This is a genomic window from Modicisalibacter tunisiensis (assembly GCF_020148005.1).
GTDB lineage: Bacteria > Pseudomonadota > Gammaproteobacteria > Pseudomonadales > Halomonadaceae > Modicisalibacter > Modicisalibacter tunisiensis.
Genome location: NZ_JAGXFD010000001.1, coordinates 96,756 through 118,470, shown reverse-complemented (window position 1 = coordinate 118,470; position 21,715 = coordinate 96,756). Strand labels below are relative to the sequence as shown.

Here is a 21,715-nt window from a genome sequence, read left to right as displayed (position 1 = left end):
GCGGCTGATCGTGATGATCAAACGCTATCTGTCCCTGACCAAGCCGGGGATCATCTTCGGCAACCTGATCTCCGTGGCCGGCGGGTTCTTTCTCGCCGCCCGCGGGGAGGTGGACCCGCTCCTCCTTCTCGCCACGGTGGTCGGGCTGGCACTGGTCATCGCCTCGGGGTGCGCGTTCAACAACTACATTGATCGCGACATCGACCGCCTGATGGAGAGGACCCGCGACCGGGTTCTCGTCCAGGGGCTGGTCTCGCCGCGGGCGACGCTGGTGTTCGCGACCCTGCTGGGGGTCGCCGGCTTCTCGGTCCTGTATTGGGGAACCAACCTGCTGGCCGTGCTGTTCGCGGCCATCGGGTTCGGCGTCTATGTCGGGCTCTACAGCCTCTATCTCAAGCGCCATTCGGTCTACGGCACCCTGGTGGGCAGCCTGTCCGGCGCGGCACCACCCGTGGTCGGCTATGTGGCCGTGAGCAACCAGTTCGACCTCGGCGCGCTGACCCTGCTGCTGATCTTCTGCCTCTGGCAGATGCCGCACTCCTACGCCATCGCCATCTTCCGCTTCAAGGATTACCGGGCGGCCTCGATTCCGGTGCTGCCGGTGCTCAAGGGGGTGAAGACCGCCAAGCACCACATCATCGGCTACATCCTGGCCTTCCTGGGGGCGACGCTGATGCTGAGCCTGGCCGGCTATGCCGGGTACGGCTACTTCATCATCGCCGCGGCGATGGGCGGCTACTGGCTGTACATGGCGCTGGCCGGCTATCGGTCCGGCAACGACGAGGCCTGGGCGAAGAAGGTCTTCGTCTTCTCGATCTTCACCATCACCGCTCTGAGCGTGATGATGTCGATCGACTTCCAGCTGCCCGACTCGCCGGTGCTGTGGACCTCGCTGCGCTGATTCGGCCGATGCCCGGCCGATTCATGAAAAAGCCACACGCTCGTGCGTGTGGCTTTTTTTATCCTTGTCTCTCGTGATCCGGTCGACGGGGGCGGTGTCGCGCCCCCTGCTCATCTCGCGTTACCCTGACAGGCTGTCCAGCGCCTTTTCCAGCGTGGCCACGCTGCGCTCGACGTCATAGAGCTTGTCGAGGCCGAACAGGCCGATGCGGAAGGTCCGGAAGTCCTCGCCCTCGTCGCACATCAGCGGCACCCCGGCGGCGACCTGCAGGCCGGCGGCCATGAAGCGCCCGGCGAGGCCGGCGTCGTCGGTGTAGCTGACCACCACGCCCGGCGCCTGGAAGCCCTCGGCCGCCACGCTGGGCAAGCCGCGCTCGACGAGCAGCGCCCGCACGCGATTGCCGAGCTCCCACTGGGCGTCGCGCAGCCGCTCGAGGCCGTAGCCCTCGGCCTCGGCCATCACGTCGCGCAGCCGGGTCAGGCCGTCGGTGGGCATGGTCGCGTGGTAGGCGTGGCCGCCGTTCTCGTAGGCCTCCATGATCGACAGCCACTTGCGCAGGTCGGCGGCGAAGCTGGTGCTGGTGGTGGCCTCGATGCGCCGGCGGGCCTCGGCGCCGAGCATCACCAGGCCGCAGCAGGGCGAGGCGCTCCAGCCCTTCTGCGGGGCGCTGATCAGGATGTCCACGCCGGTGGCCTGCATGTCCACCCACAGGGTGCCGGAGGCGATGCAGTCGAGCACCAGCAGCCCGCCGACCGCGTGGACGGCCTCGGCGACCCGGCGAAGGTAGTCGTCGGGCAGCAGCATGCCGCTGGCGGTCTCGACGTGGGGGGCGAACACCAGATCGGGCCTGTCGGCATGGATTTGCGCCACCACCTCGTCGATCGGTGCCGGGGCGAAGGGCGCGCGGGCCCCGTCGTCCTGGCGCCGGGCCTTGAGCACCTGGCTGTCGGCGGGGATGTCGCCCATCTCGAAGATCTGGGTCCAGCGGTAGCTGAACCAGCCGTTGCGGAGCACCAGGCAGCGCTTGCCGGTGGCGAACTGGCGGGCCACCGCCTCCATGCCGAAGGTGCCGCTGCCGGGCACGATGGCCACCGCCTCGGCCTTGTAGACGGCCTTCAGGGAGCGCGACAGGTCGCGCATCACATTCTGGAAGGCCTGTGACATGTGATTCAGGGCACGGTCCGTGTAGACCACCGAATATTCGAGCAGGCCATCGGGATCGACATCGGGAAGCAGGCCGGGCATCTTTCGTCTCCTAAATAGAGTCCACAATCGACACAAACGCGGGAAGGCATTCAGGGTATTCGGTGACAGGGGTTTCGACCAGAGCGGCACGGGGGTTTTTGCCGTCGCCGGGCGTGATTCCTTCCCGGCGTGCGCCGCGTTACCGTAAGCGTTCGACGATGACTGCCCGGAGAGCCGAGTGACGACGCTGCGACCCTATCTGTTTCTGCTGCTGACCGTGGTGATCTTTGCCGGCAATATCCTGGTGGGCAAGGCGCTCAGCGACCTGCCGCCCTTCACCCTGTCCTTCGGCCGGGTCTCGATCGCCCTGTGCCTCATGCTGCCCATCGGTGCCCATCAGGCCCGGCGTGACTGGCCATTGTTCCGCCGTCACTGGAAGCCGCTGGTGGGCCTGTCGCTGACCGGGGTGGCCTTCTTCAACGCCCTGATCTACGTGGCCCTGGGCCATACGTCGCCCACCAACGTGTCGATTCTCGAGAGCCTGATCCCGGTGGTGACGCTGCTGTTCAGCGTGCTGCTGATGGGCGAGCGCCCGCGAACGGCGCAATGGGTGGGGGTGGTGCTGTCGCTGGCGGGCGCGGTGGCGGTGATCACCCTGGGCAGTGCGGCCGGCGCTGGCCTGGCCGGGGTCAACGGCGGTGATGCGGTAATGCTGCTGGCGGTGCTGGTGTGGGTCGGCTACTCGCTGCTGGTCAAGTCGCACATGGCCAAGTTCCCGCGCTATGGCGGGCTGCTGGTGATGCTGGTCATCGCCACGGCGGTGATGGGGCCGATCGCCTGGATCGAGAACCTGCTGCGCCCGGAACCGCTGGTACTGACCGGCGAACAGTGGCTGGGGCTGGCCTATCTCGGCGTCTTCCCGTCGGTGGTGGCGCTGCTGCTCTACAACAGCGCCATCGCCGATGTCGGGCCGTCGCAGGCGGCGGTCTTTCTCAACCTGCTGCCGGTGTTCACCATGCTCGGCGCCTGGTGGCTGCTGGGCGAGGTGATCCTGCCCGCCCAGATCCTCGGCAGCCTGGTGGTGATCGCCGGGGTACTGTTGACCACGCGCGCCCGGCGATCCAGCTCTCAGCCGGCGAGAGCGCCGGGCAGGCGATCGTAGAGGCCTTGCACGGCGTCGACCCGGTCGAGGAAGGTCGGTACCGGTTCGGGCAGCGGGAAGGGGCGGCCCTCGAGCAGCAGCGGCGTGACCCGGCCGCTGGGTGACTTCAGCTCCGCCATCAGGTGCGCGTAGTCCACCAGAAAATCCTTGCCCTTGACCGCCTTGTTTACCGCCGCCAGGGCATCGCTGACTTCCTGTGCCTGGCTCTCGCCCTCGGCGGGCGGATAGATCTGGGCGTACAGAAGGCCGTTGTCCCAGCCAAGCTTGACCGGTTGATTGATGATACGAACCTGGGTGCCGTCGGGGAGGCGATGCACCAGGTTGTCGATGTCCCGGGGCAGCATGCGGATGCAGCCGTGGGAGACCTGCATGCCCACGCCGCGCGGCCGGTTGGTGCCGTGGATCATGTAGCCGGGGATGTCGAGCAGCATGGCGTAGTCGCCGAGCGGGTTGTCCGGGCCGGCCGGCACCACCCGCGGCAGCGCCGGCTTGCCGGTCCTGGCGCGTTCCTCGCGGATGCTCTGCGGCGGGTACCAGGCCGGATTCTCGATCTTGGTGGTGATGGTGGTGGTGCCCAGCGGCGTCTGCCAGTCCATGCGCCCCACGCCGACGGGATAGGTTTCCACCCGGGCGGGCTCGTCCTCGCCGGTCGGCGGATAGTAGTAGAGGCGCTTCTCGGCGAGGTTGATCACCACGCCCTCGCGGGGGCCGGGCGGCAGGATGAAGCGGGTCGGCACCACCACCTCGGTACCCTCGCCGGGCAGCCACATGTTGAGCGTCGGGTTGGCCAGGCGCATGGCATCGAAGCCGATGCCGTGGTTCAGGCCGATATCCACCACGGTATCGTCATGGCTGGCCGTGACCACCCGGGGGTGTCCGACGATGTCGCTCGCTTCGGGCAACGGGTAGTGGCCGACGGGGGGCGCATCCTCGGCCGCCCGGGCCGTCGCGACGCCGCACAGGAGCAGGGCGCTCCCCATCAGGGCCGCGGCGATCCGCCGAAATCGCTGGGATTGCATCGACTGTCTCTTCCTTGGAACCGTGGAATCACGAGCCGCCTAAGCTACCGCAAGGCGTCGTCGGGGTCCATGACGGTCGGGGCTTGAGTCTGTAGCAACTACAGACAATAGCCTCCTGACATCAGGATACCGCCGACGACACGAGGGCGCTTGCGAATGGCTGCAGTGAAGCAATCGACGACCCATCATCACCAGTGGCGCATCGAGGGCATGGACTGTCCGAGTTGCGCGGGCAAGATTCGCGGTGCCCTGGAGCGCCTGAAAGGGGTGAGCGACGTGCAGGTCTCGGTGATCAAGGAACGCCTGTCCCTCGAGCTGGAAGGCGAGCAGGCGAGTCCGGAAACGGTCGAGTCGACCGTCGAGCGGCTGGGCTACGGCATCCGCCGCATCGCGTCCCAAACGGGGTGCCAGGGTGCCGAACATGGCGGTGACGGCGGCTCGGGACATGACCATGATCACGCTGCCGGCGGCTGTTGCGGTGGCCATGAACCTGACGCGGACGAGGCCGCAGCGGCACCCGGCGAGGGGCAGCGGGTATGGTCGGTGGGCGGCATGGACTGCCCGAGCTGCGCGGCGACGATTCGCGGCGCGCTGGAGAAACTGCCCGGGGTCGGCGACATTCGCGTCTCGGTGATCAACGAGACCCTCTCGCTGTCGCTGGACGAGGCCCGGACCTCGGCCGAGACGGTCACGACCACGGTGCGCCAGCTGGGTTACACGGCGACACCGCGCAGCGAGACCTCGGCCAGCGAGGCCGGAGCGGTCGAAGCGTCGCGCCCGCGCTGGTACGCCACCGGCAAGGGGCGGCTGGTGCTGGCCAGTGGCGGGGCGCTGGCCGCCGCGACGCTGTTGCGACTGGCTACCGATGACACGGTGGCCTACTGGGGCTTCTTCGCCGCCTGTCTGGTAGGGCTGGTGCCGATCGCCCGGCGCGCGCTGACCGCGGCGCGGGTCGGCATGCCGTTCACCATCGAGATGCTGATGACCCTCGCCGCCGGCGGCGCCCTGGTCATCGGTGCCGCCGGGGAGGCGGCGCTGGTGATCTTCCTGTTCTCGATCGGCGAGATCCTCGAGGGCGTGGCCGCCGACCGGGCCCGGGCGGGCATCCGTTCGCTGGCTGACCTGGTGCCCCGCCGCGCCCGGCTCGAGACCGACTCCGGCGAGACCCGCTCGGTGGATGCGGCGCAGCTCAAGGTCGGCCAGGTGGTGGTGGTACGCCCCGGCGACCGGATTCCCGCCGATGGCGAGATCCTCGAGGGCGACTCGGCGATCGACGAATCGCCGGTGACCGGCGAGTCGGTACCGGTGGCCAAGGGGGCGGAGGCCAGCGTCTATGCCGGGTCGATCAACCGCGATGCCGTGCTGCGCATCCGCGTGACCCGCCCGCCCGAGGACAACACCATCGCGCGGATCATCCGCCTGGTGGAGGAAGCCCAGGAGGCCCGTGCGCCCACCGAACGCTTCATCGACCGCTTCAGCCGCGTCTACATGCCGGTGGTGGTGGGCATCGCGGTGCTGGTCGCCGTGATTCCGCCGCTGGCCGTCGGCGGGGCCTGGGGCGAGTGGACCTATCGCGCCCTGGCGCTGCTGCTGATCGGCTGCCCCTGCGCGCTGGTGATCTCGGTGCCGGCGTCGATCGCCTCGGCGCTGTCGGTGGGCACGCGTCACGGCCTGCTGCTCAAGGGCGGGGCGGTGATCGAGACCGCCGCCCGGGCCGAGGTGGTGGCCTTCGACAAGACCGGAACCCTGACCGCCGGGCGGCCGGTGGTCACCGACATCGTGGCCGTCGACGAACGGAACGGGAGCGACGCCGTCGCCGCACTGGCCGCGAGTGTCGAGCAGGATTCCAGCCACCCGCTGGCCGAGGCGATTCTCCGGCACGCACAGGAACGCGGGCTGTCATTGACCCGGGCGAGCGAGGCGACGGCCATCGCCGGGCAGGGCATGGCGGCGCGGCTGGCAGGACGGCGTGTGCAGGTTGTCTCGCCGCGGTGTGCCGCCGAGCAGGTCGCGCTGCCGGAGACGCTGAGTGCGCGCATCGCCGAGTGCGAGCAGGCCGGCAAGACCGCGGTGGTGGTGCTCGATGACGCCGTGGCGGTCGGTCTGATCGCCCTGCGCGACGAGCCCCGCCGCGACGCCATCGAGGGGGTGCGTGCGCTCGATGCCATGGGGGTACGCTCGCTGATGCTCACCGGCGACAATCCGCGCACGGCGGCGGCAATCGCCGGCGACATGGGGCTCGAGCATCGTGCCGGGCTGCTGCCCGACGACAAGGTGACAATGATCCGCGAGCTGGCCGCGCGCGAGCGGGTGATGATGGTCGGCGACGGCATCAACGATGCCCCGGCGCTGGCCGCCTCGCACGTCGGCGTGGCGATGGGCTCGGGCACCGACGTGGCGCTGGAGACCGCCGACGGCGCGCTGCTGCGCAACCGGGTGGGCGACGTGGCGGCGATGATCGGCCTGGCCCGCGAGACCATGGCCAACATCCGTCAGAACATCGCCATCGCGCTGGGCCTGAAGGGAATCTTCCTGGTCACCACCGTGCTGGGCATCACCGGGCTGTGGCTGGCGATCCTCGCCGATACCGGGGCGACCGTGCTGGTCACGCTCAATGCGTTGCGCCTGCTGCGGGCGCGCGTCGGCGCAGAGGCATCGCAGCCGGCTCAGAGGGAAGCACCGGCGAGTGGATCGCCGGTGGAAGTGTGAATAGGCGGTTGTCGTTAGTGGCGAGCCAAGGCTGTGTTCGAGTTTCCGTCGAGGTGCGCCGGGGACAGGTCGGAGAGGGGGTCCGGCGCCAGGGACGGCGCCGGTAGCGTCCAGGGATGGATTTACAGCGCCCCCTCGTAGACCGGTCGCCGGATCAGCACCGTACTGTGCTCGCCTTGTGTGAAGAGACGTTTAGTCATCAATGACGCTATAACGGAAGCTTACACTTCCCTGTACAGCTCGGCGCCCTGCTCGCGGAACTTCTCGGCCTGTTCCGCCATGCCGCGCTCGACCGCCTCGCGATCGCCCTCGAGGCCCTTGTCCTTCGCGTAGTCGCGGACCTCCTGGCTGATCTTCATCGAGCAGAACTTGGGCCCGCACATCGAGCAGAAGTGGGCCACCTTGGCGGAGTCCTTGGGCAGGGTCTCGTCGTGGTACTCGCGGGCGGTGTCGGGGTCCAGCCCCAGGTTGAACTGGTCCTCCCAGCGGAACTCGAAGCGCGCCTTGGACAGGGCGTTGTCGCGACGCTGGGCGGCCGGGTGGCCCTTGGCCAGGTCGGCGGCGTGGGCGGCGATCTTGTAGGTGATGATGCCGGTCTTGACGTCGTCCTTGTTGGGCAGGCCCAGGTGCTCCTTGGGCGTGACGTAGCAGAGCATGGCGCAGCCGTACCAGCCGATCATCGCCGCGCCGATGCCGGAGGTGATGTGGTCGTAGCCCGGCGCGATGTCGGTGGTCAGCGGCCCCAGGGTGTAGAAGGGCGCCTCGTCGCACTCGGCAAGCTGCTTGTCCATGTTCTCCTTGATCAGGTGCATGGGCACGTGGCCGGGGCCCTCGATCATCACCTGGACGTCGTGCTTCCAGGCGATGCGGGTCAGCTCGCCCAGCGTCTCGAGCTCGGCGAACTGGGCCGCGTCGTTGGCGTCCGCCACCGAGCCCGGGCGCAGGCCGTCGCCCAGCGAGAAGGCGACGTCGTAGCGCTTGCAGATCTCGCAGATCTCCTCGAAGTGCTCGTAGAGGAAGCTCTCGCGGTGATGATAGAGGCACCACTTGGCCATGATCGAGCCGCCGCGCGAGACGATGCCGGTGGTGCGCCTGGCGGTCAGCGGCACATAGCGCAGCAGCACGCCGGCATGGATGGTGAAGTAGTCCACGCCCTGCTCGGCCTGCTCGATCAGGGTGTCGCGGAAGATCTCCCAGGTCAGGTTCTCGGCCACGCCCCCGACCTTCTCCAGCGCCTGGTAGATGGGCACGGTGCCGATCGGCACCGGGGCGTTGCGGATGATCCACTCGCGGGTCTCGTGGATGTTCTGCCCGGTGGACAGATCCATGATGGTGTCCGCGCCCCAGCGGATGCCCCAGGTCATCTTGTCGACCTCGTCCTCGATGGAGGAGGTCACCGCCGAGTTGCCGAGATTGCCGTTGATCTTCACCAGGAAATTGCGGCCGATGATCATCGGCTCGGACTCCGGGTGGTTGATGTTGGCGGGGATGATCGCCCGGCCGGCGGCGACCTCGTCGCGCACGAACTCGGGGGTGATCTCTTCCGGCAGGCGGGCGCCGAAGGTCTCGCCCGGGTGCTGGTGGCCGAGGATGCGCTCGACCTCGTCCGTGCCCAGCGCCTGGCGCCGCTGATTCTCGCGAATGGCGATGAATTCCATCTCGGGGGTGATGATACCCTGACGCGCATAGTGCAGCTGGGTGACGTTCCTGCCGTCCCGGGCGCGGCGCGGGGTGCGCTGGAGATCGAAGCGCAGGTTGGCCAGGCGCGGGTCGTTGGCTCGGCGGCGGCCGTACTCGGAGGTCGGGCCGTCGAGGTACTCGGTGTCGTCGCGGGCCTCGATCCAGGCGCGACGCAGCTCGGGGAGCCCCTTGCGCAGGTCGATGGCGGCCTCCGGGTCGGTGTAGGGGCCGGAGGTGTCGTAGACCAGCAGCGGCGGGTTCTCCTCGTCGGCGCCGGAGGTGCGGGTCGGCGACAGGCCGATCTCGCGGAAAGGGACGCGGATATCGGGCCGCGAGCCCTCGATATAGACCTTGCGCGAGCCGGGCAGCGGGCGGATGGCGGCGGCGTCGACACGCGCGGTCTCGGCCAGGGCGTGGCGGGTCAGGGAGGTATCGTTGGACATGCTCTTGTGCTCCACACGGTCTGGGCGGCGCACAGCGTAGGCGGGAAGGAGCCTGGAATAGTGGCGGCCAGGCGGATCCTTCGCTTGATCCCTACGCCGGTACTAGCCGGATCAGGTTCATCGGGATCCACCGTGATGCCCGCGGGCATAGGGTGATCTCAGCCGGTTCCACCGGCACCCCGTCAAGCGTTGCGCGCAATTCACGCGCCGGAGCAGTCTGGTGCAGGGCGGGCGGCGGGTCAAGCGGCTGCGGTGAGGCTTCGTTGGCCGAAAGCGACCGGTCGCGGCGCGGCATTGCGGGTAATATAAGCGTCGATTCGATCACTACGCCGGGAACCCGCCATGCCACTGGATGCCTCGCTTCGCCTGTTGCTGCTTTCCGCCCTATGGGGTGCGAGCTTTCTGTTCATGCGCATCGCTGCACCGGCACTGGGCGCCTTCTCCACCGCCTTCTTCCGTGTGCTGCTGGGGGCGCTGGGGCTGATGGCGATTCTCGCGGTGTTGCGTGTGCCGTGGCGCTTCCAGGGCAGGGGGCGGGCCACGCTGCTGATCGGTGTGGTCAACTCCGGGGTGCCCTTCGCGATGTTCTGTCTCGCCGCCCAAGTGCTCCCGGCCGGCTATTCGGCGATGTTCAACGCCACCACGCCCCTGATGGGGGTGATGATCGGCGCGGCCTTCTTTTCCGAGGCAATGACCCGCGAGCGGCTGATTGGCGTCTCTCTGGGCGTGGTGGGCGTCGGCGTGCTGGTGCAGGCCGGCCCGGTACCCTTGAGCTGGCAGCTTGCGGGCGGTGCGCTGGCCTGCCTGGTGGCGGCGGGCTGCTACGGGCTGTCGGGCTTTCTGGTCAAGCGCTTCATCGCCGAGCGGGGCGGGCTGGATTCGCGGTTGCTGGCGCTGGGCACCCAGCTCGGCGCGAGCCTGGCGCTGGCGCCGTTGATGGTGACCGAGGTCGCGACCCGGCCGTCGCTGTCGACCTGGGTACAACCCGACGTCTGGGGCGCAATGCTGGCGCTGGGGCTGGCCTGCACGGCGCTGGCCTATCTGCTCTACTTCCGCCTGCTGCAGGAGCTGGGGCCGGTCAAGCCACTGACGGTGACCATGCTGGTGCCGGCGTTCGGCGTGCTCTGGGGGGCCTTGTTCCTCGGCGAGCGGGTGACCCTGGCCCACGGCATCGGCGGCGCGCTGATCGCCGTGGCGCTGTGGCTGATCCTCTTCAAGCCGGCACCACGGCGGGCAGGTGCAGCGCCGGGTGCCGGCGATCAGGCTTGAGCCACACCGGGTTCGACGCGCTGCCCGGCCTCGAGGTCGAGCAGCGCGCGCTTGCGTTCCAGCCCCCCGGCGTAGCCGGTCAGGGCGCCCTTGCTGCCGACCACCCGGTGGCAGGGCACCACGATGGTCAGCGGGTTGCGTCCGACGGCGGTACCCACCGCGCGGGCCGCGCCGGGCGCCAGCCCCAGCCGGTGGGCGAGTTCGCCGTAGGTTGCGCGTTCGCCGTAGGGAATGGTGGCGAGGGCTTGCCAGACGCGCTGCTGGAAGTCGCTGCCCGACGGCGCGAGCGGCAGCGAGAAGCGCTCGAGGCGCCCGGCGAAATAGGCATCGAGCTGGGCCCCGGCCTCGGCAAGCAGGGGGGCGTCGCCGGTGGCCGCGTCGTCGATGTCGCCGAGAATGTCGTTGGGATAGTGGCGCTGGCCGACGAAATAGACCCCGGTAAGGGCGTCGCCCTCGGCGCGCAGCAGCATCTCGCCGAGCGGCGAGTGCATGCGGGATTGCCTGAGCATGGTCAATTCTCCCCTGAGGTGTCGACGGTCAGCCGGTAGAGCCCGGTCTCGCCGCTATCGCTGGTGAAGTAGACGGCGCCGTCGGGCCCCACCGCGACGCCCACCGGGCGGGCCCAGCGCCGGCCCGCGGCGTCCTGGAAGCCGGTGACCAGCGGCACCGCCTCGCCGTGGCGGCCGGTCTTGTCCAGACGCACGCCCATCAGCGCCGGTTCACGGCGCGTCGCCGGATCGCCGCCCGCGCCGCCGGTGGGAGCGGTGGCCCAGCTGCCGTGAAGTGCGACGATCAGGTCGACGCCGAGCGGGTGGCCGTCGGGCAGGAAGGCCAGCCCCATCGGGGCGCTGCGCGCCGGGAAGGTGGCGACCGGTGGCGTGACTTCGCTTGCCGGTTTCGGCGGAGCGACACCGATGCAGTCGTCGCGCGTCACCTTGTTATCGATCCACTGGAACCAGGGCATGCCGAAGAAACGCCCCGGCTCGGCGCGCACCAGCACCTCGCGGGGACGCTCGAAGCCCCAGTGGTCGGGGCCGTTGTTGCTGGCGTAGAGGGTGGCGTCGTCGCGCCAGGCCAGGCCGACGGGATTGCGCAGGCCGCTGACGTAGGGCCGCCAGACGGGCTCGGCGCCGCTCTCGTCGAGCACCATCACGCCGCCGCGCCGCCGGTCGGGCCCGTAGCCGCTGCCCAGGTACTGGTTCGAGCAGTTGCCCTGGATGCCCAGCGAGACATAGAGCCGGCCGTCGGGACCGAGGCTCAGCGAGCGCGAGTTGTGGCCGCCGCCCCCGGGGATCGCCGCCACCTCGCGGAAGTCGGCGGCGGTGAGGGCTGCCCCCGTGTGATAGTCGGCACGCAGCAGGGCGTCGGTGGTGGCCACGTAGAGGGCGTCGCCGCGACGCACGGCGCTGTGCGGGTAGTCGTCGAGGCGGACCAGTTCCTGCGCCCTGTCATAGGGCGGCCTCAGCCGATAGACGATGCCGGCCTTGCTGCCGATGAACATCTCGCCGTCCTGCCCCAGGCTGATCAGGCGGGGATAGTCGAGCGCGACCCGCTTGTCGATGTGCACGCCGGCCGGCGCCTCGAGGCGTCGAGGGGTGCCGGTCACGGCGAGCGTCTCCCGGGCCGCGGGCTGTGCCTCGGCGAGTGTGGTTACAAGGGGGGCCATCAGCAGCGCGGCGAACAGCGCGCCGCGCCGGATGCGAGCGGGGAGCCGGGCCGCCATGCACAACCTCCGGAAGCGTGGATGCGTCTCGCCAGTGTAGCCGCTGCCCGTCACCGGGGGCAGCGAGTCAGCGATGATAGAGCCGATAGCGACGATGGTCGGGGTCGTCCTGCTGTTCCTGGGGGGTCTTGCGATAGCGCTTGTATTCCCACTGGTACTGGGCGGGGTCGAGCGCGATGACCGCCTCGACGCTGGCGTTGACACCGCGGGCGGCGAGGGTCTCGTCGGCGTCATAGACGCGGGCGTCGGCATCCAGGAAGTGGATCTCGAAGCCCTCGCCGGCGGTGCGTCGGGCGACCCCGGTGACCACCCGAGCCCGGGTGCGCGCCACCAGCTTGGGCAGCAGGGTGGCGGTGTAGGCAGGGCGGCCGTAGAAGTCGGCGAAGACGCCGCCGCGCCAGTCCGGTTCCTGGTCGGGCAGGATGCCCACCGCCTCGCAGCGCTTGAGCGCCTTGAGCAGGGCGGCGACGCCGCGCGGGTTGGTGGGCACCAGCGAGGCCCCCATGCGTTCGCGGCCGGCACGGATGACCGGGTCGAGCGCGTCGAGCTTGGGGGGTTCATACATGGCGGTGAAGGGAAAGTGGCTGGACAGCCAGAAGTTGAGGACTTCCCAGTTGCCGAAGTGCGGCGCCAGGACGATCACGCCGCGCCCCTCGGCGCGCGCCGCATCCAGCAGCTCGCGACCGTGGACGGCGCGGATCGTCCGCTCGACCCGGGCCGGCGGCGCCATCCAGGCCAGCCCCAGCTCGAGCATCGTCGCCGAGGAGTGGCGCAGGCTGTCGCGGGCGAGGCGGCGGCGCGTCGACGCCTCCTGGTCGGGAAACGCGACCTGCAGGTTGGCCTCGGTCACCTGGCGCTCACGGGGGCTGAAGCGGTGCACCAGCGGTCCCAGGCAGCGGGCCAGGCGCCACAGGGTGGCCGGCGACCCGTGCGACAGCAGGTGCCACAGGGCCTGGATGGCGCGGGCCTTGAGAAGGCTCGAACGGGATGTCTCGCTCATGGAACGGCTATCACGGCTCACAAAGCGGGGCAGTATAGCGCGGATACCGGGCGAGTATCAGCCGCCCGGCGATCTACCAGGCCCAGGTGGTGACCCGGGCCGGCGGCCGGCGTTCCTGCAGGGCCATCATGCCCTTCACGCAGCGCACGATCAGCCAGGCGGCCAGCACGATCATCGCCAGCAGGCCGATGCCGAGCAGCGACAGCGCGACGGCGACGAGGCTGTAGAGCAGGCCGATCCAGAAGGTGCGGATCTGGTAGCGGTAGTGGGCATCGCGCCACGCCGGCCCCTTGCCGCGGTAGACGTAGGCGATCACCACGCCGATCAACGGCGTGATGCCCACCACGAAGCCGGCCAGCAGCAGGATGTAGACCACCAGCGGCATGGTGGTATCCGAGGAGTGCGGGGTGTCGGCGACGGGGTCACGGGCCATCATGAGGCTCCTTGTGGGTCGGGGTCAGCGTTCGGGGCGGCAGAGCTCGATCAGGTTGTTGTCCGGATCGCGCAGGTACAGCGACACGATCGGCCCGGACGCCCCCTGACGCGCCACGGGGCCGGCCTCGAGCTCGATGTCGAGCGCCTCGAGATGGGCCTGCACCGACTCCAGCGGTAGCAGGCTGCGAAAGCAGATGTCCAGGCTGCCGGGCGTGGGGCAGCCGGCACGCGGCGTGATGGTGGTATCCACCTGATGCAGACGCAGGGCGAGGTCGCCCAGCATCAGGTCGACCCGCTCGATATCGCGGTAGCGCACCTCCAGGCCCAGCACGCGGGTGTAGAAGTCCACGGCTCGGGATATGTCGGTGACCACGACGACCAGATGATCCAGGCCCGCTAGCATGATGTCTTCCCCCGTGGCAGTGCGTGCATGTGGCCGCAACGGCCGACACGCCGCACGATCGATGATCGGTCGGCAGAGCGCCTGAGATATCCTGTCCCGTCCGGCCTTGTCGGCGCAAGCGGAACCGACGCGCGGCCACGCCTGGAAAACGCTTTGCGCCGGGTCCATACCCACGTATAGTCGCGCGCGGTGCTCGGCCCGACTCCCCCGTCGGCATGGTGCGGGCGCCCATTCCCGACTGGCTCCCATTCGCGCTCGAGGCATCGCGCATGTCATCACAGTTGCTGGCCATGGCCCTGGCTCCCCTGCTGGGGCTATTCATCCTGGGCATCGGCAATGGCTTTCTGGCCACCCTGATCACCCTGCGGCTGGACGCCGCCGGCGCCTCGGCGCCGACCATCGGCTGGGTATCGTCGGCCTACTTCATCGGCCTGGCGATCGGTGCCATGCTCAACGACCGGCTGCTGCTGCGCATCGGCCATATCCGCGCCTATGCCGGCTTCGCCTCGCTGGTGGCGGTCACGGTACTGCTCGCCGGGCTGTGGCTGAATCCGTACTGGTGGTTCGGGCTGCGCCTGATCGGCGGCTGGGCGACGGTGGGGGTCTATCTGGTCATCGAGAGCTGGCTGCTGACCGCCGCGGACCCTCGGGTGCGCGGTCGGCTGCTGGCGATGTACATGATCGCGCTGTACGGGGCCGGCGTGGTCGGCCAGCTGCTGCTGGGGGCCGCCGAGGGCGCGGGGATACAGGCGCCCTTCATGATCGTCGGCCTGCTGGCCTCGCTGTCGGTGCTGCCCATGGCGGTGATCCCGCGGGTCTCGCCGCTGATCGAGCATGCCGAGCCGCTGCCGCCGCTGCGGCTGATCCGGCTGACGCCGACCGGCGTGATGGGGTGCTTCGGTTCGGGAGTGGCGGTGGCGGCAGTCTATTCGCTGCTGCCGCTGTACCTGCAGCGCAGCGGCCTGGCGGTGGAACGTATCGGCCTCATGATGGCGGTGGTGGTGCTCGGCGGCATGCTGCTGCAGTACCCGATCGGCCGCTGGTCGGATCGCCATGATCGCCAGCTGGTGCTGATCCTGATCGGCCTGGCCTGCCTGGCGCTGTCGCTGGGGGTGATCTCGCTGGCCACGCAGCCTCTTGGGCTGGCGGGACTGCTGTTCCTGCTGGGCGGCGGGATCTTCGCCCTGTACCCGGTCGCCGTCAGTCATGCCGCGGACCGGGCGCCGGCCGGGGCGCTGGTGCGCATGAGCCAGGGCCTGCTGCTGATCAACGCCCTGGGCTCGGTGGTCAGCCCGCCGCTGATCACCGCGGTGATCGCCGGCACGGGCGACGCCGGGCTGTTCGCCGCGCTGGCCGGGGTGGGCGCCTTCCTGGCCCTGTTCTTCACCTGGCGACGCAGCCGACGGCCCGCCCCGGTGCCGATGGCGCCGTTCACGCCCAATCCCCCGCAGACGGTGGTGGGTGCCGAGCTCAACGTGACCGAGGCGCTGGTGCAGGGGGCGATCGAGCACGAGCACATCGAGGATCTTTCCGGGCTGGTGCCCGATGTGCCGGTCGCCGAGCCGGACGCCGTCAGCGTGGCCGAGCCGGAGGCGGACGCGTCGGAGGCGCACGACGCGGCGACCGCCACGCGGCCGCGAGTCAGCCATGCGGACAGCGAGTGACCCGGCCGCTTGCGGCTTTTCGGTAATGGCGGGAGCGAAAGCCGGGCACCTATTCTCCAGGGATCATGCGACTGATGAGGAGAGGGTGATGGAAGAGGCACTGGTCCTGCAGGAGGACACCGCCGGCGTGGTCCGGCTGACCCTGAATCGGCCCCGGGCGCTCAACGCCCTGAACAGCGAGCTGCTCGGCGAGCTGGATGCCGTCCTGGCCGCCCTGGAGGCGCGCGGCGACCTGCGGGCGGTGCTGATCACCGGGGCCGGTGACAAGGCCTTCGTGGCCGGGGCGGACATCGCCGAGATGCGCGACAAGACCCCCGACCAGGCTCGCCGCTTCGCCGTCAACGCCCTGGCCACCCTGAAGCGCCTGGAGCGGCTGCCGGTGCCGGTGGTGGCACTGGTCAACGGCTATTGCCTGGGCGGGGGCTGCGAGCTGGCGCTGGCCTGCGACTGGGCGGTGGCCGGCGACAATGCCGTCTTCGGCCAGCCCGAGGTGGGGCTGGGCGTGATCCCGGGCTTCGGCGGCACCCAGCGCCTGCCGCGACGCGTCGGCCCGGCCATGGCCCTGGACCTGATCACCACCGGGCGCCGGATCGATGCCGCCGAGGCCCTGCGCATCGGGCTGGTCAACCGGGTGGTGCCCCGGGAGGAGCTGGAAACCCTGGTCGACGAGCTCACCGGGCAGCTCGGCGCCAACGGCCCGCAGGCGGTGCGCGCCGCCAAGCAGGCGGTGCACGACGGCATGAATCAGCCGCTGGACAGTGCCCTGGCGCTGGAGACCAGCCTGTTCGCGCTGGGCTTCGCCGGCACCGAGCAGCACGAGGGCATGAGCGCCTTCGTCGAGAAGCGTCCCGCGCGTTTCGGCGACGCGGGCTAATCGGCCTCCTCGCTGTGCCGGCAGGCGACGGGCGGCTTCCTGCCGGCCTCAGCGGGCAGGGTCGACATGGCCGCCCAGCGAGGCGTTGCGGCGGAACCAGCCGGCGATGCTGGCGCGGGGGTGACGCGTCGGCAGCACCGCGTGGGGCACCCGGTCGGCGAGAAAGCAGACGAAGGTGCCGGACTCGGGCGGGATGCGAACCAGCTCGCGGCTGGCGTCGTCGGCGTAGATGACCATCTCGCCGCCGCCGTCGTCCGGCCAGCCGGGGTTGAGGTAGAGCACCGTCGAGATCACCCGGTTGGCACGCCCCTGGAAGCTGTCGACATGGGTGCGGTAGAAGGTGCCCGGCGGGTAGCGGGCGAAATGCGCTTCGAACTCGAACAGGCCGAGGTAGAGGGTGCGGTTGATCTGCCGCTGCAGGTCGTCCATCAGTGCCAGGTAGTCGCGCTGGGCCTGGCTGTCGCGGGTCAGCCAGCGAATCGCGTCGCCGCGGATGTCGCGGCGCAACTGATGCTGTTCGCCGCGGCCGATGCCGGCCGCCTTCAGGCCGTCGTGGGCAGCGAGATGGTCCAGCTCGTCGTGCAGGGCGCGGCACAGCCCGGCATCGACCACGTCGGGGCCGACGAAGTGGCCGTGGTCGACCAGGCCGTCGATCAGGCGGTTGAGCGTCGCGGCATCCAGGGTCATCGGCAAGGCATCCATAACGTGAGGCGAGGGTAACGGTTGCGAAGGGGCCGACGCGACATGCTGCGCGGCTCAGTCATCGATATCGGGAACCGAGCGGCGCCGTTCCGGATGGTGGTGCAGGCGGCTGCCGGGAGGGGGCGCGTCGAGGCTGACCGGGCAGCCGAAGCCCTCGGCGAGCAGCTCCACCAGCATCATCGCCGACAGCCCCCAGATGACATGGCCCTCGGCGGTGTAGCTGGGCACATAGCAGGACTGGCCGTTGACGGTGATGACATCGGTATGGCTGCGGCGGTCCTCGAGAAACAGCGACAGCGGCACCTCGAAGATGGTGTCGAGCTCGTCGAGCTGCGGGCGCAGCGGCAGGTCCGGGGGGATGAGGCCGACGAAGGGGGTGACGCTCAGCCCGTGCAGCGACAGCACGTCGCTCAGCCGGCCGAGCAGGCGTACCCGCCCGGGGGGCAGGGCGACCTCCTCCTCGGCCTCGCGCAGCGCGGTGCTCAGCAGGTCGGGGTCACCGGGATCGCGCTTGCCGCCCGGGAAGGCGACCTGGCCGGCGTGCTGGTGCAGGTGGCCGGCACGCCGCGTGAACAGCAGGGTCGGCACCGGTCGCGTGACCAGCGGGATCAGCACGGCCGCCTGGGGGAGGGCCGGGTTGAGTCGACGGGGCGTGTGCGCTTGCAGGCGCTCGTGGAGTTTCTCTAACATGGATGTTCCGCGGATTTTGTTCCTTGTACCCAGCTACCTCCGGGCCGTCAATGCTCGCCTGCCGCAAGAGGACCTCATGAACTTCTGCAGCCACTGCGGCGAACCCGTGCGCTTCGCCATCCCCGAGGGCGATGATCGGCCCCGTTACCTGTGCGATGCCTGCGGCAGCATCCACTACCAGAACCCGCGCATCGTCGCCGGGACGCTGCCGGTCCACGACGGCCGCATCCTGCTCTGCCGGCGTGCCATCGCCCCGCGGCGCGGCTACTGGACCCTGCCCGCCGGCTTCATGGAGAACGCCGAGACCACGCTCGAGGCCGCCGCTCGCGAGACCCGCGAGGAAGCCTGTGCCGAGGTGGCGATCCACGGCCTCTATACCCTGATCAACCTGCCGCACATCAATCAGGTCTTCATGATCTTCCTCGCCGACCTGGAAGGCGGCTTCGCCGCCGGGCCGGAAAGCCTCGAGGTGGCGCTGTTCGGCGAGGACGAGATCCCCTGGGACGAGCTGGCCTTCCCGACCATCGAGCGTACCCTGCGCCACTATTTCAGCGATCGCCGGCACGGCGCCTATCCATTGCACATGAGCGATATCAGCCCCGAGGACCGGGAGCGCTACTTCGGCAGTGCCTGATAGGGAGCCTGCAAAACGTCTGCACTCGGCAATACTGCGTTGAAATTGACCTCGAAATGCTCATTTACTGTTCGTAAACTCGCGTGCGAGCCCAGTCCGCTTTCTCGGACAATTTCGCCTTGTCTTGCCGTCGTTCGACTGTTTTGTAAACACCCTCTGAATAGCATGATCAGCGTTAATGCTTACTTCCGACTATAGATCTTCCAGCCGCCACACCTCGTAGGCCGGTTCCTCGTAGGGGTGAGCGGTCCTGAGGGCGGCCACGGCGTCGCGGATGCGGCCGTCCTCGCACACCAGTTCCACCTTCAGTTCCTCGACGTGCTCGAGCTCGCCGACCCGGCCGATGTGCGGGTCGGCGCCGGCGAGCGGGCGGAACTGTCCGGTGCCGCGGGTCTGGAAGCAGCACGCCTCGTAGTCGCCGATGCGGCCCGCGCCGGTGGCGAACACCGCTTCCTTGACCGTCTCGGCATCCGCCACGGGGACGAAGAAGGCAAGCTTGTACATGCAGGGCTCCTGACTGTCGGGGGAATCGCGACCGCCGGTCGTCGGCAAGTCACCGGTCATGATGGCATAATGCGCCGGATTGCCTCGACTGGAAGGGATAGCCTCGATGCTCAAGTGGCTCGCCGTGGTGCTGCTCGCGCTGCTCGGCCTGTTGCAGTACCGCCTGTGGCTGGGGGAGGGGGGCGTGCGCGAACTGACCCACATCCGCGCGCGCGCCGACACCCTGGACGACGAAAACGCGACCCTGCGCGAGCGCAACCAGCGCCTGGCGGCCGAGGTGATCGACCTCAAGAACGGCCTGGACGCCATCGAGGAGCGGGCGCGCAGCGATATCGGCATGATCCGCAAGGATGAACAGTTCTTCTGGGTGCCCGACGTCAAGGTGCCCGACGGCGAGCCGGCGCCGAGCCGGCCCGGCACGGACACGGAGGCGCGACCATGAGCGAGCGGATATGGCTGATCGTGCCGGCGGCCGGGCGCGGCCGCCGCATGGGGGCCGAGCGGCCCAAGCAGTACCTGACGCTGGCCGGCGCCAGCGTCATGGCGCGTACCCTGGCGCGCCTGCACCGTGCCTTCCCCGAGGCGCGGCTGTGCCTGTGCCTGGATGCCGAGGATGCCTGGTTCTCGCCGACGATGGTGCCCTTCGCCGACTGGCGGCGGGTCGAGGGTGGCGCCGAGCGGGCCGACAGCGTGGTCAACGCGCTGGACGCGCTGGCCGAGGAGGCCGCGAACGACGATCTGGTGCTGGTGCATGACGTGGCGCGGCCCTGCGTGCATCCGGCGGATCTCGCGCGCCTGCGCGAGGCGCTGGTCGGCGAGCCGGTCGGCGCGCTGTTGGCCTCACCGGTGGCCGACACCATGAAGCGTGCCGATGCCGCCGGGCGCATCGTCGCCACCGAGCCCCGCGACGGGCTGTGGCACGCCCTGACCCCCCAGGGATTCCGCTACGGCCTGCTGTGCCGGGCTCTGCACCATGCCCGGGCCACCGGCGTGGCGGTCACCGACGAGGCCTCGGCGGTCGAGGCGCTGGACCTGGCGCCGCGCCTGGTCGCCGGCCGCCGCGACAACCTCAAGATCACCCATCCCGAAGACCTCGCCCTGGCGGCGCAGATTCTCGCCGCCCAGGAGGCCCCTGCCTGTTCCGGAGAGACTCCCGCATGATGCGAATCGGCCACGGTTTCGACGTTCACCGCTTCGGCGAAGGCGACCATGTGATGATCGGCGGCGTGCGCATCGCCCATGATCACGGCGTCATCGCCCACTCGGACGGCGACGTGCTGCTGCACGCCCTGTGCGACGCCCTGCTGGGCGCATGCGCGCTGGGCGACATCGGCCGGCACTTTCCCGATACCGACCCCCGCTGGGCCGGCGCCGACAGCCGGGCGTTGCTGCGCGACGTGATGGCGCGGGTCGGCGAGGCGGGCTACGCCGTCGCCAACCTCGACGCCACGGTGATCGCCCAGGCTCCCCGGCTCGTCGTCCACATTCCCGCCATGCGCGAGGCCATCGCCGGCGATCTGGGCGTGGCGCTCGGGGCGGTCAACGTCAAGGCCACCACCACCGAGCGGCTGGGCTTCACCGGTCGCGGCGAGGGCATCGCCGCCGAGGCAGTGGTGCTGCTGATGGCGGCGGAGGCAGCCGGGTGAGCACAAGGCATGCGATTCCCGTTCCGGCCTGGCCCCCCGATTGGCCGCGGGCCCATGGCGACCCGCCGGTCGCCGGCGAGTACCGCCTCGTGCCCGAGGACTTCGTGGTCGAGGAGTGGCTGGGCTTCGCTCCGGAAGGCGAGGGCGAGCATCTCTGGCTGTGGCTGGAAAAGCGCGACCTGGGCACGCCCGAGCTGGCGCGCCGGGTGGCTCGGGCCTGCGAGGTGACGCCGCGGGACGTCGGCTACGCGGGCATGAAGGATCGCTTCGCGGTGACCCGGCAGTGGCTGTCGGTGCATCTGCCGGGGCGCGAGGCCCCGACGGACCTGGCCGAGCGGCTGGCCGCGGCGCAGGTGACGCTGCTCGAGCAGGCCCGCCATCCGCGCAAGCTCAAGCGCGGCGTGCATCGCGGCAACCGCTTTCGCCTGCGCCTCGGTGGGTCGGCGGTCGTTCATCCCGCCTTCGCGTCGCGCTGGGAACGCATCCGCGAGGCGGGGGTGCCCAACTACTTCGGCCCCCAGCGTTTCGGCCCCGAAGGCCGTAACCTGCAGCGCGCCTGTGGCATACTCGCCCGAGGGTGGCGCAAGCGCGACGACCGCCAGGGCATGCTGCTCTCGGCGGCGCGCAGCTACCTGTTCAACGAGCTGCTGGCCGAGCGGGTGCGCCGTGGCGACTGGGACCGGGCACTGCCGGGCGAGGTGCTGATGCTCGACGGCACGCAGAGCCTGTTCGTGGCCGAGGCGCCGGATGCCGAACTGGCCGGGCGCGTCGCGGCGGGCGACGTGCACCCGGCCGGGTTGCTGTGGGGCGCGGGGGAGTCCACGGCGCGGGAGGCGGCCGCCGCGCTCGAACAGGGCCTGGGCGCGGCGCATGCCGGGTTGTGCGCGGCGCTGGCGGAGAGCGGGGTACGCACCGCGCGGCGCGCCCTGCGGGTGCGTCCGGTGGCGGCCGAGCTGCGTCACGAGGGCGAGACGGCGACGCTCGGCTTCACCCTGCCGCGCGGGGCCTTCGCCACCGCCGTACTGCGCGAGCTGCTGTGCCATCCCACCCTGTAGCGTGCGGCCCGAGGAGA

Annotated in this window: 22 protein-coding genes and 1 riboswitch; of the genes, 11 read left to right on the top strand and 11 right to left on the bottom strand. The window is 69.9% G+C overall.

The window, feature by feature from the left end; all coding sequences use genetic code 11:
- Window positions 1-13: 13 nt before the first annotated feature.
- Window positions 14-901, top strand: coding sequence for a heme o synthase (gene cyoE / locus KGQ91_RS00550; protein WP_163649190.1), 888 nt, complete (start codon window positions 14-16; stop codon window positions 899-901).
- A 120-nt stretch (window positions 902-1,021) separates the two neighbouring features.
- Here the strand turns inward: cyoE and KGQ91_RS00545 are convergent, their stop codons facing one another.
- On the bottom strand, window positions 1,022-2,146 hold the full coding sequence (locus KGQ91_RS00545) for an aminotransferase class V-fold PLP-dependent enzyme (protein ID WP_163649189.1): 1,125 nt from the start codon (window positions 2,144-2,146) through the stop codon (window positions 1,022-1,024).
- Window positions 2,147-2,324: 178 nt separating this feature from the next.
- Between KGQ91_RS00545 and KGQ91_RS00540 the strand changes: the two genes are divergently transcribed.
- Complete coding sequence (locus KGQ91_RS00540) at window positions 2,325-3,248, top strand: DMT family transporter (protein WP_163649188.1); 924 nt, start codon at window positions 2,325-2,327, stop codon at window positions 3,246-3,248.
- Here the strand turns inward: KGQ91_RS00540 and KGQ91_RS00535 are convergent.
- On the bottom strand, window positions 3,215-4,267 hold the full coding sequence (locus KGQ91_RS00535) for a L,D-transpeptidase family protein (RefSeq protein ID WP_224419986.1): 1,053 nt from the start codon (window positions 4,265-4,267) through the stop codon (window positions 3,215-3,217). The genes KGQ91_RS00540 and KGQ91_RS00535 overlap by 34 nt on opposite strands.
- A 156-nt stretch (window positions 4,268-4,423) precedes the next feature.
- Between KGQ91_RS00535 and KGQ91_RS00530 the strand changes: the two genes are divergently transcribed.
- Window positions 4,424-6,976: a heavy metal translocating P-type ATPase gene (locus KGQ91_RS00530; RefSeq protein WP_224419985.1), complete on the top strand. Its 2,553-nt coding sequence runs from the start codon at window positions 4,424-4,426 to the stop codon at window positions 6,974-6,976.
- A 221-nt stretch (window positions 6,977-7,197) separates the two neighbouring features.
- Here the strand turns inward: KGQ91_RS00530 and thiC are convergent, their stop codons facing one another.
- Window positions 7,198-9,099, bottom strand: coding sequence for a phosphomethylpyrimidine synthase ThiC (thiC, locus tag KGQ91_RS00525; RefSeq protein ID WP_224416673.1), 1,902 nt, complete (start codon window positions 9,097-9,099; stop codon window positions 7,198-7,200).
- Window positions 9,100-9,170: 71 nt separating this feature from the next.
- A riboswitch (TPP riboswitch) is annotated at window positions 9,171-9,291 on the bottom strand.
- 150 nt (window positions 9,292-9,441) lie between these two features.
- On the opposite strand from thiC, the gene KGQ91_RS00520 reads away from it, so the two are divergent.
- The gene (locus KGQ91_RS00520) at window positions 9,442-10,368 is read left to right on the top strand and encodes a DMT family transporter (protein ID WP_163649186.1); all 927 of its coding nucleotides are present in this window, start codon (window positions 9,442-9,444) and stop codon (window positions 10,366-10,368) included.
- Here the strand turns inward: KGQ91_RS00520 and KGQ91_RS00515 are convergent.
- The 5 genes from KGQ91_RS00515 to KGQ91_RS00495 form a co-directional block, all read right to left on the bottom strand.
- Entirely contained in the window at window positions 10,359-10,877 is a 519-nt protein-coding gene (locus tag KGQ91_RS00515; protein WP_224416674.1) for a methylated-DNA--[protein]-cysteine S-methyltransferase, read from the bottom strand. The two genes, KGQ91_RS00520 and KGQ91_RS00515, sit on opposite strands and share 10 nt — an antisense overlap.
- 2 nt (window positions 10,878-10,879) lie before the next feature.
- Window positions 10,880-12,091: a PQQ-dependent sugar dehydrogenase gene (locus tag KGQ91_RS00510; protein ID WP_224416675.1), complete on the bottom strand. Its 1,212-nt coding sequence runs from the start codon at window positions 12,089-12,091 to the stop codon at window positions 10,880-10,882.
- Window positions 12,092-12,158: 67 nt separating this feature from the next.
- Window positions 12,159-13,091, bottom strand: a complete 933-nt coding sequence (locus KGQ91_RS00505; protein ID WP_224416676.1) for a lysophospholipid acyltransferase family protein — start codon at window positions 13,089-13,091, stop codon at window positions 12,159-12,161.
- 73 nt (window positions 13,092-13,164) lie between these two features.
- A complete protein-coding gene (locus KGQ91_RS00500; protein WP_224416677.1) occupies window positions 13,165-13,527 on the bottom strand; it encodes a DUF4870 family protein in 363 nt (120 codons plus the stop codon).
- 21 nt (window positions 13,528-13,548) lie between these two features.
- Window positions 13,549-13,929 (bottom strand): VOC family protein, encoded by a 381-nt coding sequence (locus KGQ91_RS00495; RefSeq protein WP_224416678.1) that lies wholly within the window; start codon window positions 13,927-13,929, stop codon window positions 13,549-13,551.
- Between the two features lie 269 nt (window positions 13,930-14,198).
- On the opposite strand from KGQ91_RS00495, the gene KGQ91_RS00490 reads away from it, so the two are divergent.
- Both KGQ91_RS00490 and KGQ91_RS00485 read left to right on the top strand, forming a co-directional pair.
- On the top strand, window positions 14,199-15,593 hold the full coding sequence (locus KGQ91_RS00490; RefSeq protein WP_224416679.1) for an MFS transporter: 1,395 nt from the start codon (window positions 14,199-14,201) through the stop codon (window positions 15,591-15,593).
- Between the two features lie 88 nt (window positions 15,594-15,681).
- A complete protein-coding gene (locus tag KGQ91_RS00485; RefSeq protein WP_224416680.1) occupies window positions 15,682-16,467 on the top strand; it encodes an enoyl-CoA hydratase-related protein in 786 nt (261 codons plus the stop codon).
- 48 nt (window positions 16,468-16,515) lie between these two features.
- On the opposite strand, the gene KGQ91_RS00480 is transcribed toward KGQ91_RS00485, so the two are convergent.
- Together KGQ91_RS00480 and KGQ91_RS00475 are read right to left on the bottom strand one after the other, a co-directional pair.
- Entirely contained in the window at window positions 16,516-17,154 is a 639-nt protein-coding gene (locus KGQ91_RS00480; RefSeq protein ID WP_224416681.1) for a 2OG-Fe(II) oxygenase, read from the bottom strand.
- Window positions 17,155-17,223: 69 nt separating this feature from the next.
- Window positions 17,224-17,859: a CoA pyrophosphatase gene (locus tag KGQ91_RS00475; RefSeq protein WP_224419984.1), complete on the bottom strand. Its 636-nt coding sequence runs from the start codon at window positions 17,857-17,859 to the stop codon at window positions 17,224-17,226.
- A gap of 76 nt (window positions 17,860-17,935) precedes the next feature.
- Here KGQ91_RS00475 and KGQ91_RS00470 point away from each other — a divergent pair, with 76 nt between their 5' ends.
- Window positions 17,936-18,493: an NUDIX hydrolase gene (locus tag KGQ91_RS00470; protein ID WP_224419983.1), complete on the top strand. Its 558-nt coding sequence runs from the start codon at window positions 17,936-17,938 to the stop codon at window positions 18,491-18,493.
- Window positions 18,494-18,685: 192 nt separating this feature from the next.
- Here the strand turns inward: KGQ91_RS00470 and KGQ91_RS00465 are convergent, their stop codons facing one another.
- Window positions 18,686-18,997, bottom strand: a complete 312-nt coding sequence (locus tag KGQ91_RS00465; protein WP_224419982.1) for a YqfO family protein — start codon at window positions 18,995-18,997, stop codon at window positions 18,686-18,688.
- A 106-nt stretch (window positions 18,998-19,103) separates the two neighbouring features.
- Between KGQ91_RS00465 and ftsB the strand changes: the two genes are divergently transcribed.
- The 4 genes from ftsB to truD are packed head-to-tail and all read left to right on the top strand — an operon-like array spanning window position 19,104 to window position 21,698.
- Window positions 19,104-19,439: a cell division protein FtsB gene (gene ftsB / locus KGQ91_RS00460; RefSeq protein ID WP_224419981.1), complete on the top strand. Its 336-nt coding sequence runs from the start codon at window positions 19,104-19,106 to the stop codon at window positions 19,437-19,439.
- Entirely contained in the window at window positions 19,436-20,158 is a 723-nt protein-coding gene (ispD, locus tag KGQ91_RS00455) for a 2-C-methyl-D-erythritol 4-phosphate cytidylyltransferase (RefSeq protein WP_224419980.1), read from the top strand. Before ftsB ends, ispD begins: the two co-directional genes overlap by 4 nt.
- Window positions 20,158-20,643 carry a 2-C-methyl-D-erythritol 2,4-cyclodiphosphate synthase gene (ispF, locus tag KGQ91_RS00450; RefSeq protein WP_318010294.1) on the top strand — a complete coding sequence of 162 codons (486 nt, stop codon included), beginning with the start codon at window positions 20,158-20,160 and terminating at the stop codon, window positions 20,641-20,643. Before ispD ends, ispF begins: the two co-directional genes overlap by 1 nt.
- Complete coding sequence (gene truD, locus KGQ91_RS00445) at window positions 20,640-21,698, top strand: tRNA pseudouridine(13) synthase TruD (protein ID WP_224419978.1); 1,059 nt, start codon at window positions 20,640-20,642, stop codon at window positions 21,696-21,698. The genes ispF and truD overlap by 4 nt, the downstream gene beginning before the upstream one ends.
- Window positions 21,699-21,715 lie beyond the last annotated feature (17 nt).